The sequence below is a fragment of the Bacillota bacterium genome (assembly GCA_012837285.1).
GTDB lineage: Bacteria > Bacillota > DTU030 > DUMP01 > DUMP01 > DUNI01.
Genome location: DURJ01000008.1, coordinates 15,052 through 27,753 on the forward strand (window position 1 = coordinate 15,052; position 12,702 = coordinate 27,753).

Here is a 12,702-nt window from a genome sequence, read left to right on the forward strand (position 1 = left end):
TTTGTGCAGTTAAATCGGTACCATTATGCTCTATTTTCCTGCTGCACGTCAAGGCTTTGTACTTTTTCCGCCTGCACCTTAGCCTGCTGTACGCACTCTTTGATCCGCTTTAGAGCCCGCCAAATTCCAAGGGCAGCGAGCCGACGACCCAAATAGACGAATCCTAAGCGGCGCGATAAGAATCCACCGAGACGAGTACAGAAATTCAAGTGGGGTTGTAGATCTACAAACAAGATATCATGAGCGTCTATTCCTGCCAGCGAGAAAATGCTCTTGATGGCTTCCTCAACTAGAGCGCCTGCCGCTCCGCCTCCCAGGATGAAGATTTGGTTGCCATCGGGATCGGTGCCAATTAACTTGGGAACTCCGAGATCTTCCGCAGTTGCTTGGTCGAAATGCTGTAGCTTGACAATATCCCTTGGTGTACCTGGTGAAAGTATCTCTAGATGTATAGCTGCGGCTACTACCGATGAGTGGGCCCTCCCATAGCAGCAGTAGAATATTAGCATAAGTGCACCTCTAAACTCCGAACCTGGGCCAGGATTTTGGGAACCGCCTGCCGGGTACCCTGTTCTACCAACAGATCGCTTAGTCCCCTGACCGGTGCAAGTATCATGGTCAAAAAGCTGCTCGGCCCAAGGAGATCCAGTTGTCGGTTAAGATGTTGCCGTAATTGTAAGCCCAGCCAGATTCTATAGTTCTCACAAGTTGATGTGTTTACAAACAGCACTCCGTCATGGGTATCGCTTAGAACCAACGCGGCTCGAATCGCTCGCTCCAAAATTGTAAAGAAACGATTTCGGCCCAATATCAAGATCTTATTTCCGCCGCCATCAGTGCCTAAATATGTGAGAACAGCAGAATTCCTGTGCGAAAGAGCCCGAAAGATGTGTTCCTCAAAACAATTACAATCCAAAAAAGGCAGCGTTTCTGAACCAACACTGCTAACTGCAGTTGAGTAACAGTGCTGATGCAGGATAGCCGCCAGCAAAGGCAGTGAGGAAGCATAATGGCCGTGATAGATCACCCACATATAAATGCTCCTGCCCTCCCACCGAGTTCAGAGTGGGTTTTCTGGTTCTTAATACTGCAAAAAACAAAGCCGCTCGCCCTGTTTTTTTTGTTTGAGCTGCACCAGAGTGACTAACTAGGGTTAGGGTTTGTCGTCAGAATCTCTATTGCGGCTACGCAATTCCTTCAATTCCCGACCGAGAAAACGTCTGACCTGTCTCTGTAATTCTGCCCAACTGCCTGTGGCTAGGTAGAGATACGCTGCACCACCAACAATGAGAAGTACCAATATCCACCCCACAGCAGACCAAGAACCTGTACGCTGTGTTACCTTCGCAGGTTGAGTTTGGGCCGGTCGCCCTTTGGTCCCTACGGCCCGTGGCACTGTAGCTGCAAATAAAGAAATTCCTCGTTCTGCAGCGGGCCGGCTATTTTCATGGGTACCGACTTCAATAAGGATAGACCGGTCAAACAAATCCTGATTAAATGTTCCCCGCGCCAGAAAAATGCCCTTAATGAGTCCGGGGTTTTCCTCATCGTTAAGCTCTTTTAATTGTTTGGCAAAGTTCAAGTTGGCTTTGATCTTAGGATTTTCCCGTCCTACCACCAACGTGAGTTTAGCCACGTCTTGTCCCTTTACAGAAGCCACATAAAGTTCTCTTGGCACTGCATCACGGTGTACGTCAAACAAGGCTACCGGGCGACGTCGTAACAGCTGAGTAGCTGTTCGGCGGGATCGTGTGTAGCTCATGGCATCGTGTGGATCATGGGATGAGGTATCGTGGATAGCGTTTAGACCTAGTTTTTGGAGGGCAGCGCTCAACACACTCCCAACTTTTAGAATTCCGCCTTTGCCAAAGATGCTAGTCGATCCATCCGTCGGGACATATGATTCATCGCTATGTGTGTGGTAAATACCCACCACCGGAGGTCTCAGAGCCCCAACTGCCTGTGTTGTCCAGAAGGGGATAGGTAGATACCTAGCCCAGGTAGAACGGGCGGCTTCTGAGGGGGTAGCCAGGCCCAGATATTCACAATGAGCGTTATCACCCTCTAGGTTGGCAACGCGATAATGACTGTTGTCTTCGGCGATGAATTCATCCCCTAATGAAACGGCCAGGGCCGTTTGAAACAAGACATCACCTTTGGGATCAATAAGGGAAAAGTGCCCATCGAACCGTTCCTCATGAGCCCAAGCTTTGTTACTGCCAAGTAACAGCGCCATAACAAGTGCCATCGACACCAACATTGCTCGGCTGCCTTTACCCATTGCCCTCACCTTTTCTTGTATCGCCTTTGTTCTTGTCGGCTGCATTAATCCGACGCAAACGGTGCTCGAAGACTTCTTCCCGGGAACCACCGGCGAGTTTTTCTCTTGTTTCTCCCACAATCTCAGCCAGGCTCACCGCCAACATCCCCGATAAGATGACTGTGTCGTAGGCACCGGCTCCTCCGATGACGGTTCGACCTGGAAGCCTCAGCATAACTAAGCGGACAAAGTGACCCAGATCAGACAAGATTACTCCTAACATCCCGGCGATAAATGCTCCCCGCCGCGAGCGCCCACTTAAGTAGGCCACTGTACCACCGAGAAGAGCATACAGGTAAGTCGGATCGAGTATCATGGTTCCCGGTTCAGAAGGTAGTAGGCGCCCGGCCGTATAAATACCAATTGCGGTGATAATAGTGGCTAACACTGCCCGTTGCCACTCCTGCACGGTGCCAACACGGCTCATAACATAACCTGCGAGGATTATCGGTACTAAACCTCCACCAACATTAATTGTCAAAGATGGTCGACGCCACAGGGGGATGTTGATATAAGCTCCCAGAATCATGAGCGCTAAGAAAAAAAGTGCTTCTTTATCAGTCAGGTGCATTCGATCTAAGACTCGCTGAAGCAGCCCAAAATAAACCAGGACAGTAATAGCGACAAGGACAATAAGGCCAGTAGGCACAAGCATTACCTCACTTTTGAAGTGGTAGCAGTGGTTAGCGTATCCAGCCTCTCTTGTCCTTATACAAAAGAAAGGCCTCCTTGCTTGCAAGGAAGCCCGTAATTTGATTACTCTATTTGCGCGTCCATACGTCAGTCAATTCCAACTGCTGTAAATAGGCCCAGGTCTCACAGTCAAATACCAGAGGTTTCCTTCGCAAAGCAGGTAAATCCTTAGCTCCAACTAAGATCATAACCGTTCTTAACTCAGCCAGATAACGCTGGACCAAACACACCCCGGCTTTAACACCACCAACTGTCACCGCCTGCAGCAGCGGTTTGGCAACACCGCAGATCTTAGCACCCAGGGCCAAAGCTTTAGCCATGTCAAGACCGCTTCTAATACCCCCTGACGCGCATACTTCAGCCTTGGGATTGGCTCCCAGGACGTCTAGTAAGCTTCGTGCCGTGGACAAGCCCCAGCCGCTTAACGGGGAATTTGAACGATCTCGACGGGTGTGTTCTATAAGCACAAAATTAGTACCGCCTGAGCCGCTCACATCGATAGCTGCTACACCCAGTTCAAGCAAACGCCTGGCTGTTACTCCCGTTATCCCACAGCCGACTTCTTTGGCAATAACTGGGACTGGCAGCTGTTGGGACACGGCCATGATACGTTCGCCCCAATAGAAAGAACGGTCTCCTTCTTTCATAGCCAGCTCCTGAGCCGCATTCAGATGCAGCTGTAACCCCTGAGCTTGGAGCATTTCAACTGCGCCGCGGGCATCGTCTGCACTGCTGTCGGCACCTAGATTGGCAAAAATCACCCCGTCAGGATAGATACGGCGGACTATAGTAAAACTGGAGGCAACCCGCGGATCATCTAAAGCTATTCGTTGTGACCCCACAGCCATGGGCAAACCAGAACATTTAGCAACCTGTGCTAGCTGCGCATTAATGCACGCACCTCGGCGGGTGCCGCCGGTGAGGGCATTGATCAGCAGAGGGGCACTAAACTTCATACCACAAAACTCTGTCGTAATGTCGATGTCCTGTTGTGATAACTCAGGTAAAGCCTCCGGCTGAAAACTAATGCCGCCAAATAAACTGCCTCTGGCACCGTCAGAGAGCTTCAGGGCCAGTTTTAGATGTTGGTCTTTTCTCCTCTGCCGAACTATGCTATTCGTCACCATCTGTCTCGGGTTCATTGTCCGGACTAATCTCTTCAGGGGCATCGGCTTCGACAGCGTCTGCAGTCTCAATTTCGTCTTCCCCATCTTCCGTGGGAGTCAATATCTGTAATTCGGGAGGTACTTGCTTGATAGACAGACTAATTCTTCTTTCGTCTTCGTTAATATCAAGCACTTTCACTTTCACTTGTTGGCCAATTTCCACTATCTCAGTGGGATGACCCACGTGACGTGGAGCCAACTGTGAAATATGGACTAGCCCTTCCACTCCATCCATTAGCTTGACAAAAGCGCCGAAGTCAAGAATGTTGGTAACTAGACCTTCGTGAACAGTAGCCACAGGGAAATTGTGCCTGATTTCCAACCACGGATCTGGTTTGACTTGCTTAAGCCCTAAAGATATGCGATTCCGTTCCGGATCCAGACGCAACACCTTAACATCTACTTCTTCTCCCTCGGCTACCACTTCGGACGGGTGGCGAACTCGAGACCAGGCCATTTCTGAGATATGAACCAAGCCTTCGGCCCCGCCTAAATCTACAAAGGCACCAAAATCAGTAAGCTTGGTTACCTTTCCATGTCGTATTTGGCCTTCTTCCAGTTCTGCCCAGAGGGCTTCCCGCTTGGCTTCCCTCTCTTCTTCCAGCACAGCTCGATGCGATAGTATTACCCGCCTTCGAGCAGGTTCTAACTCAATAATCTTGGCCTTTAAAGTCTGCCCTACATAATGTGAAAGATCCGCTTCGTAGCGCAGTCCCACTTGGGAAGCTGGCATAAACGCTCTTAATCCCAAGTAAACAATGAGGCCGCCCCTTACAACTTCTGTAACTTTACCTTCTATTGGTTCCGCATTCTCGTAATGCTTTTTCAGCAGCTCCCAAGCTTCTTCTTGATCGGCTCGCCGCTTGGACAAAAGAAGATTGTTTCCTTCTGCATCCACTTTCAGGACAGCGACTTTAATCTCTTCTCCAACCTGAGTAACCTCTTCCGGGCTGGAGAAAAGTGCATCGCTGAGTTCTGCCAAAGGAATAAGCCCTTCTGATTTATAGCCAACATCCACGAGTACTCCATCGTTGTCCACTCGTACTACTTTTCCAGTGACAACCTGGCCCTCCTGCAAGGTAAGCAATGAGCTAGCATACAGTTCTTCAACTGTTTCCTTCGCTTCCATAGCTTCCATGGCATCGGTGGCTTCTGTGGTTTCCGCGGCTTCCGCGGCTTCCGCTTCCGCAGGAGCACTTGGAGACTCCTGGACTGCTGTTTCCTCTTCCTTCGGCGTTTCCGACGCCGCTTCCACTTGTTCCTCTTCTGTCACCGCTTGTACCTCTTCCTTTAGAATGTCTTCAGTCATTCTGCCGTAAACCTCCTCGATCATTTCCTCAGGCGCCGACGCACCAGCCGTTATTCCAACCGTCTCCTTGCCAGCAAACCACTTTGGATCAAGCTCTTCTCCGCTGGTGACCAGATAGGTAGGAACACCCTCTGCCCGACAAATTTGGACCAGGCGGCGGGTATTAGCGCTCTGGTTACTACCTACCACTATCATAACGTCCACACGCCGCGCAAGAGCTTGCGCGGCCATCTGACGCTGCGTGGTCGCATCACATAATGTGTCATGGATATTCACGCGGGCCCCTCGGTTCCGCAGTGCACAGGCCACGGACTGTACGCTGGTTGGTGCCTGTGTTGTTTGAGCCAAAAGTTCTATGGTCTGAGGCAGTTCAGACAGGCTCTTCACCTGATCGGCATGCCCCACTACGATTATTCTACCAGGACCTTGGGCGTGGGCGACAATCCCTTTTACTTCGGGATGCTCACTCTCTCCCACCAACACAACTGTCTTGCCTGCACCGCTAAGATGCGCAGCCAACTCCTGCACTTTTCGTACCCGGGGACAAGTGGCATCATAAAGAGTAAAACCACAGGTTCGAGCTTCAGCAACCGTTTCCGGGCTGACGCCATGCGCTCGAATTATCAATGCCGCCGAATCTACGCCCATTAGTCGATCAATAGGTTCTACTCCTTGATTACGCAATTTGGCCACTACATGTTCATTATGAACTAACGGGCCAAAGCTATACACTTTTGTTCCATTAGCCAAAGCCTGCTTGGCCAGGGTTAGCGCCCGCTTAACACCGGGACAAAACCCGCATGGGTCCGCACGAATAATCTTCACAACTATCTTCCTTCTTCTGGTCACTCGTAATATAAGGCATAAGTCATAGTCATATTCGTGACCACAGTAGGAAATTCCTGCACATCATTCATGGTTTTCCAAAAAAGCTGCCCCCGGCTTAGCGGGGGCAGCTGTTAAGTCCTACTTTCTAGCAGCGTCTCGTCCTTTTTCAATCGCTTCTCTGTTAAGCGGGAGGAGATTCTGTCTGTGTGCTGGTAGGTTTTTTCTTAGTGCTTCCAACACACTGTCGGGAGTCACCACCCCGGTAGCTTCTACCACCGCGCCTAAGGCCACCATGTTGGCTACCCGAGCGTTCCCCAATTCATTGGCAACTCCGGTAGCAGGCACCTTAACTACGGTTACATCCTGCCGTTTGGGCTCACGGGTTACCAAGGAAGAATTAATTACCAGCACACCGCCGGGCTTCACTGCCTTCTCAAACTTATCCAGTGAAGGTAGATTCATAGCGACAACGCAACTTGGACTGCTTACCACCGGTGAGCCGATTTCGCGTTCCGAGACAATCACAGTGCAGTTAGCGGTACCGCCCCGCATCTCCGGTCCGTACGACGGAATCCAGGATACTTTCTTACCCTCATCCATGGCTGCGTGGGCTAGTAGCTGGCCCATGAGCAATACACCCTGACCACCGAAACCAGCAAAGATAAACTCATGTTGCATCTACTCCACCTCCTTGGGAACCTTGAAGTCACCTAAGGGGTAGTATGGCATCATATTGTCTTCAAGCCATCTTAGAGCTTTTTCAGGTGCAAGACCCCAGTTCGTAGGACAAGTGGACAGAACTTCCACTAAGGCGAAACCGTTGTTCTTAACTTGAATTTCAAAGGCTTTCTTGATAGCTCGTTTTGCTTTTTGGATATTGGCCGGAGAGTTGACTGCTACCCGAGCAATATATTGCGGAGCAACAAGGGTGGATAGCATTTCGGCCATACGGATAGGATATCCACAGAAATCTACATCACGGCCGTAGGGCGAAGTGGTCGTCTTTTGGCCGGGTAAGGTAGTGGGCGCCATCTGCCCACCGGTCATGCCATAAATAGCGTTATTGACATAAATAACAGTGATAGCCTCACCGCGATTAGCTGCATGCACAATCTCAGCTGTACCGATAGAAGCCAAGTCTCCGTCCCCTTGATACGTAAAGACAATGCGATCTGGAAGCGCCCGCTTGATGCCGGTAGCTACAGCAGGAGCTCGACCATGCGCCGCTTCCTGGAAATCCAGGTTAAAGTAATTATAGGCCAAGACTGAACAGCCCACGGGCGCCACTCCAACGGTGCGCTCGGCCACATCTAATTCGTCAATGGCTTCGGCCACCAAGCGGTGAATTACGCCATGAGTACACCCGGGACAATAGTGGGTCTGTACATCTGCCAAGGAACGGGGGCGATCAAATACTAGTTTCATGCCTCACACCTCCCGGCCATAATCTTTTCAATCTTTGCCTGGACTTCTTCCGGCGATGGTACAATACCGCCTACACGCCCCAAGAAGTGCACTGGCCGGCGGCACTTAAGAGCAAGCTGGACATCTTCTATCATCTGGCCACAGTTCATTTCTACTGATAGAAATACGCGCTCTTTTTCGCCTAAGCGAGCCAAGCTTTCATCAGGAAACGGCCATAAGCTTATCGGACGAAATAGTCCGGCCTTAATACCCTTTTCGCGGGCCATATCAATAGCGCTCCGGCAGATGCGAGCCACTGTGCCGAAAGCAACCAAAACTATGTCGGCATCGTCGGTCAAGTATTCTTCCGACTGCTTTTGAGTGGCCATAATGTCAGCGTATTTCTCTTGTAATTTTCGGTTGTGGGCTTCAAGACGCTCAGGCATTAACTCCAGAGAATGGATGATGTTTCTCTGACGATCTCCTTTATAACCGGTGGTAGCCCAAGGCTTTTCCGGTAGCTTTACCTCGCTTCTGTCCGGAAAACTCACCGGCTCCATCATTTGACCTAGCAGTCCGTCCCCCATTATCATTACCGGGTTACGATACTTGTCCGCCAAGTCAAAAGCCAAGATGGTTAGATCCACAATCTCTTGGGCTGAAGCGGGAGCCAACACAATAAGGTGATAATCTCCATGGCCGCCGCCTTTAGTAGCCTGGAGGTAATCTGATTGGGCCGGTTGGATACTTCCTAGTCCCGGTCCACCACGAGACATGTTTACAATTACACAAGGTAGCTCGGCCCCGGCAATATACGACAGCCCTTCTTGTTTAAGGCTGATACCGGGGCTGGAGGAAGATGTCATTACCCGAGCACCGGCACCGGCAGCACCGTATACCATGTTGATAGCAGCAATTTCGGATTCCGCTTGTAGGAACACTCGACCAATTTCCGGCATGCGCCGTGATAGATACTCCGGTAACTCGCTCTGAGGTGTAATAGGATAAGCAAAATAAAGTCGGCAGCCGGCTTGCAGCGCTGCTTCCCCCAAGGCCTCGTTACCTTTCATCAAGAGCTTTTCGCTCATACTTCTCCCCTCCGTTCGCTTCTTTATTCTCGATACACTTGAATAACACAATCCGGGCATATACGGGCGCAGGTAGCGCAGCCGGTACATTTGTCCGGATCAGATACTGAAGCTGGATGATAGCCCAATTTGTTAATCTTTTCGCTCATAACTAAGATCTTGGTGGGACATACGGTTGTGCAAAGTTCGCAGCCTTTGCACCGATCTTCATTGAACACCACTTTCCCACGGGCCATTTCTTCCCCTCCTTACTGTCTCTGCTGACGGTGAGTTAGGGCCGCTTGGGCGGCCATGACCGATCTCCGATCCCGGGCAAGAACAGGGCTCTTATACCAAGGGGGCAACAAAGTGATAGTGATTGGAAATATTGGTGCTGCTAAAGTGCCGATACTTAAAATCAGGTCTTCTCGCACCCCTACCCCCACTACTGGAATACCGCTATCTGCTCCCGCAGCGGCGATGATTTCTAATCCGGTCTGAATGACCTCGGGTGTAGTTTCCAAAGCAAGGTTGGAATTAGCCACCAGACCGGTCACTTTCAGGTGCGTAGCATTCTCAATTGCCAATAGCATGTTTTTGATACCGTTAACATCCTTGGTAAAAGGTCGACAAGTATTGATTACCAGTAGCAGCTCATGTGGCAGCGATTCTAATTGATCACTGAAACGGCCCAGGGCTGTAGCACCAATATCGTCACCGCCCACATCCACCACTACATGCAATTCAGGATCGTCGAATGCTCCTTTGATACGCGGAACTATAATAGGGAGATCCGCTTGTGCCAATTCCCCCGGCGGCACAATCACCTCGATTCCTTGAGCTGTGAGTTCTTCGGTCACGTCTCGGGATCGAAAATAGGGGCTGACTATATCCATATCTACAATAGCGACTTTCTCCCGTTGCTTTGCCAGAGCACGGACATAATTGATGGCGATTTCCGTTTTACCGCTGCCGAATGCCCCAACGAAAATTGTGATCCGACTCTCAAAATGCATAATCTGCCCTCTCAGCTTAAAGTATTTCAGCTTCAAACATACTTGCGCGCTGTTTCCTCCTGGTTAAGAACACGAAGGGCTCCTTGCGCCAAAGCTTCCATCTCACTCTCACCAGGATAGACCAATACCGGTGCCAAGAAATCCACCCGCTCTTTAATCCAAGTGGTCAACAGTTCGGAATGAGCCATCCCCCCGGTCAGAACAATGGCATCCAGTTTGCCACCAAAGGTTGCTGTCAAAGCACCGATGTTTTTTGCTACTTGGTAGGCTAAGGCTCGAAAAATCAACTCTGCTTCCTTATCTCCGGCCATGGCCCGTTCTTGTACTTCCCGGGTATCAATTGTCCCCAAATGTGCCATGAAACCGCCGGAACCTTTCACCATACGCATAATCTCTTCGTAGGTAAAACGACCGCTATAACACAACCGAACCAAATCGCCTACAGGAAGGGTGCCGCTTCTTTCAGGCGTCATCGGCCCTTCCCCGTCCAGAGCATTGTTAACGTCCACCACCCGCCCCATCTTATGCGCACCGATAGAGATACCGCCGCCCATATGAGCAACAATTAGGTTCAGCTCTTGATAAGGACGAGCCAACGCTTTTGCTGCTCGACGAGCAACTGCTTTTTGGTTCAGGGCATGAAACTTGCTCTGGCGCGGCAATTCCGGCAGACCTGAGATGCGGGCCACATCGTCGAGCTCATCCACCACCACCGGATCCACGGTGAAAGCCGGGATTCCTCCGGCCTCTTGGGCTAGTTCATAAGCCAAAATCGGCCCTAGATTGGACGCATGTTCACCCCACTTAGCGGATTTCAAATCCTCAACCATCTGTTGGCTGATGCTGTACGTACCACCAGAGAGGGGCTTGGTGAGTCCTCCTCTGCCAACCACTGCTGACAATGAGGCCAAAGAAGTATTCTTCTTAGTCATAACAGCCAAAATAGCCTTTTTACGAAGGCCGTATTGCTTTGTTACAGAGGCACAGGCTTCTAATTCTGCCGGCAGGTGAGACAGGCTTTCCGTATAAAGCAACTGATTGTTATCAAACAAAGCAAGCTTGGTGGATGTAGAACCCGGGTTTAAAACCAAAATACGCGTTTCCCTTCACCCCCTCCTTAGTAATACCTATTGAGCCGCAAGGGTAGTACCCGACTTATGTAATGCAAGTAACATGCCAACGCTCAATGATCCTTTTGATACAATATCTGCCACGATCAGTGCGCAGTTACAAGCCTGTTGTGCTCTTAGTCAATAAAAAAGCCATTCCTTTCTAGCCAAAGAACGGTCTTAGGTCGCAGAAGGTTGCAACTCTGCAATACATTGCCTGCAGTATACTGCAGAGTTGCCTTAAGTTGTAATGCCATACTTGTCCAGCTTGTAGTACAGCGTTCGCGGTGAAATGCCAAGTAATTTAGCCGCTACAGTCTTGTTGCCCTTGGCATGGTCCAACGCCTGCTCCACAGCCCTCTGTTCAGTTATCGCCGTCAATTGGGCCAGGGTTTTTCCCGGAACCCAGCGAGCAGTGGGTAAGCTGCGGGTAGCCCGAGTATCCATGCCAAAGCCGCCCATAGGAGGCAGGTGGTGTGACTGCATCGCCGTTTCGTTGTACTTCATATTGATCATGGCTCGGCCCAGCAAATTCTCTAGCTCACGAACATTGCCCGGCCAATCATAAGCTACTAAAGCAGAAAGAACCTGCGGAGCTGCTTTCTCTACGGCCCGGCCAAATTGTTGATTGAACTTACGTAAAAGAAAGACAACCAAGGGAGGCACATCATCTTTCCGATAGCGCAGCGGCGGAATGAAGATGGGGACCACATTCAACCGATAATATAGGTCCTCTCGAAAACGTCCCTCTTCTACAGCTTGCTCCAAATTAGCATTAGTAGCTGCAATAACCCGCGTATTGACAGAAATAGCTCGCGTCCCCCCAACCCGGACAATCTCTTTTTCTTGCAGTACTCGGAGCAATTTTGCTTGTAACGCAGGGCTAATCTCTCCTATTTCATCCAAAAAGATGGTCCCTCCGACTGCTTCTTCGAAATATCCTTTCTTGCCTTGCCTTCTAGCTCCGGTGAAGGCTCCTTCTTCATAGCCGAAAAGTTCGCTTTCCAGTAGGGATTCGGCAATAGCAGTGCAATTGACCCGGACAAACTGTCCCCGCCGCCATCGACTGGCATTATGAATAGCGTGGGCAAACAGCTCTTTCCCAGTGCCGCTTTCGCCCCGTAGCAGAACTGTGGCCGGTAGGTCTGCTGCTCGTTTAGCTTGGTCTATTGCCGCCTTCAGCTCCGGACTGTCGCCGATAATATCCTCAAAAGTGTATTTGGCTTCCAAGTGTCTGATTCTCTGCTTGGCTTGAGCCAACTCTTCTGTAAGCTGCTTGATTTGGGACACATCATGAATGACTCCGACACTACCGCGCAAGTGTCCATGCACGACAATAGGGGCTACATTCACAATGACATCTCTTTTCTGGGGACCTACTTTGAGTCTGGCGCCTTGGATCGGCTTGCCAGTATCTAACACTTTCAAATGAATACTTTCTCCTTCGGCAATATCGACAGTGGCCGGTTTTCCCAGCACATCTTTTTGAGTCAGTCCAGTCAGACGGGTATAGGCCGGATTGACCAAGATGCCGTAGCCGCGCTCATCAACCACCGAAATAGCATCTTGAGTGGCGTCGATAATAGCTGCCAACATAAGTTTTGCTTGGATGAGGTTATTAATCTCGTGACGAAGTCGAGCAGTTAAGAACAAAAACACCGGCAAAGCTTCCGGGCCCACTACTAACATTCCCCTTAATCTGAGTGACTGGACCAGCCTTTGGGCTTCGGTGCTACCACAAATGACCATGTCTAATCCCGGTAAAAAGGCAAGTTCTTCAATAGCTACTC

13 protein-coding genes are annotated in these 12,702 nt (G+C 50.3%); all 13 read right to left on the reverse strand.

Annotated features, from left to right (window positions below; all coding sequences use genetic code 11):
* Window positions 1–23: 23 nt before the first annotated feature.
* Complete coding sequence (locus GX016_00520) at window positions 24–509, reverse strand: DUF3189 family protein (GenBank protein ID HHT70044.1); 486 nt, start codon at window positions 507–509, stop codon at window positions 24–26.
* Window positions 503–1,033, reverse strand: coding sequence for a DUF3189 family protein (locus tag GX016_00525; protein ID HHT70045.1), 531 nt, complete (start codon window positions 1,031–1,033; stop codon window positions 503–505). The genes GX016_00520 and GX016_00525 overlap by 7 nt, the downstream gene beginning before the upstream one ends.
* 120 nt (window positions 1,034–1,153) lie before the next feature.
* The gene (locus GX016_00530) at window positions 1,154–2,281 is read right to left on the reverse strand and encodes a stage II sporulation protein P (protein ID HHT70046.1); all 1,128 of its coding nucleotides are present in this window, start codon (window positions 2,279–2,281) and stop codon (window positions 1,154–1,156) included.
* Window positions 2,274–2,969, reverse strand: coding sequence for a DUF1614 domain-containing protein (locus GX016_00535; protein ID HHT70047.1), 696 nt, complete (start codon window positions 2,967–2,969; stop codon window positions 2,274–2,276). The genes GX016_00530 and GX016_00535 overlap by 8 nt, the downstream gene beginning before the upstream one ends.
* A 112-nt stretch (window positions 2,970–3,081) precedes the next feature.
* Complete coding sequence (locus GX016_00540; protein HHT70048.1) at window positions 3,082–4,155, reverse strand: type 2 isopentenyl-diphosphate Delta-isomerase; 1,074 nt, start codon at window positions 4,153–4,155, stop codon at window positions 3,082–3,084.
* On the reverse strand, window positions 4,127–6,313 hold the full coding sequence (locus tag GX016_00545; GenBank protein HHT70049.1) for a bifunctional 4-hydroxy-3-methylbut-2-enyl diphosphate reductase/30S ribosomal protein S1: 2,187 nt from the start codon (window positions 6,311–6,313) through the stop codon (window positions 4,127–4,129). The genes GX016_00540 and GX016_00545 overlap by 29 nt, the downstream gene beginning before the upstream one ends.
* A 141-nt stretch (window positions 6,314–6,454) precedes the next feature.
* Window positions 6,455–6,994 (reverse strand): 2-oxoacid:ferredoxin oxidoreductase subunit gamma, encoded by a 540-nt coding sequence (locus GX016_00550; GenBank protein HHT70050.1) that lies wholly within the window; start codon window positions 6,992–6,994, stop codon window positions 6,455–6,457.
* Window positions 6,995–7,741 (reverse strand): 2-oxoglutarate oxidoreductase, encoded by a 747-nt coding sequence (locus GX016_00555; protein ID HHT70051.1) that lies wholly within the window; start codon window positions 7,739–7,741, stop codon window positions 6,995–6,997.
* On the reverse strand, window positions 7,738–8,808 hold the full coding sequence (locus tag GX016_00560) for a 3-methyl-2-oxobutanoate dehydrogenase subunit VorB (GenBank protein ID HHT70052.1): 1,071 nt from the start codon (window positions 8,806–8,808) through the stop codon (window positions 7,738–7,740). The genes GX016_00555 and GX016_00560 overlap by 4 nt, the downstream gene beginning before the upstream one ends.
* Before the next feature lie 23 nt (window positions 8,809–8,831).
* The gene (locus GX016_00565) at window positions 8,832–9,044 is read right to left on the reverse strand and encodes a 4Fe-4S binding protein (protein HHT70053.1); all 213 of its coding nucleotides are present in this window, start codon (window positions 9,042–9,044) and stop codon (window positions 8,832–8,834) included.
* 12 nt (window positions 9,045–9,056) lie between these two features.
* Window positions 9,057–9,803 carry a hypothetical protein gene (locus GX016_00570; GenBank protein ID HHT70054.1) on the reverse strand — a complete coding sequence of 249 codons (747 nt, stop codon included), beginning with the start codon at window positions 9,801–9,803 and terminating at the stop codon, window positions 9,057–9,059.
* Window positions 9,804–9,835: 32 nt separating this feature from the next.
* Window positions 9,836–10,897 (reverse strand): butyrate kinase, encoded by a 1,062-nt coding sequence (gene buk, locus GX016_00575; GenBank protein HHT70055.1) that lies wholly within the window; start codon window positions 10,895–10,897, stop codon window positions 9,836–9,838.
* A 255-nt stretch (window positions 10,898–11,152) separates the two neighbouring features.
* Window positions 11,153–12,661 carry a sigma-54-dependent transcriptional regulator gene (locus GX016_00580; protein ID HHT70056.1) on the reverse strand — a complete coding sequence of 503 codons (1,509 nt, stop codon included), beginning with the start codon at window positions 12,659–12,661 and terminating at the stop codon, window positions 11,153–11,155.
* Between the last annotated feature and the right edge of the window lie 41 nt (window positions 12,662–12,702).

Coding starts and splice junctions, on each gene's coding strand:
- GX016_00560 (HHT70052.1), bottom strand. CDS start 8,808: ATGAGCGAAAAGCTCTTGATGAAAGGTAACGAGGCCTTGGGGGAAGCA.
- GX016_00550 (HHT70050.1), bottom strand. CDS start 6,994: ATGCAACATGAGTTTATCTTTGCTGGTTTCGGTGGTCAGGGTGTATTG.
- GX016_00570 (HHT70054.1), bottom strand. CDS start 9,803: ATGCATTTTGAGAGTCGGATCACAATTTTCGTTGGGGCATTCGGCAGC.
- GX016_00540 (HHT70048.1), bottom strand. CDS start 4,155: ATGAACCCGAGACAGATGGTGACGAATAGCATAGTTCGGCAGAGGAGA.
- GX016_00525 (HHT70045.1), bottom strand. CDS start 1,033: ATGTGGGTGATCTATCACGGCCATTATGCTTCCTCACTGCCTTTGCTG.
- GX016_00580 (HHT70056.1), bottom strand. CDS start 12,661: ATGGTCATTTGTGGTAGCACCGAAGCCCAAAGGCTGGTCCAGTCACTC.
- GX016_00520 (HHT70044.1), bottom strand. CDS start 509: ATGCTAATATTCTACTGCTGCTATGGGAGGGCCCACTCATCGGTAGTA.
- GX016_00555 (HHT70051.1), bottom strand. CDS start 7,741: ATGAAACTAGTATTTGATCGCCCCCGTTCCTTGGCAGATGTACAGACC.
- GX016_00565 (HHT70053.1), bottom strand. CDS start 9,044: ATGGCCCGTGGGAAAGTGGTGTTCAATGAAGATCGGTGCAAAGGCTGC.
- GX016_00530 (HHT70046.1), bottom strand. CDS start 2,281: ATGGGTAAAGGCAGCCGAGCAATGTTGGTGTCGATGGCACTTGTTATG.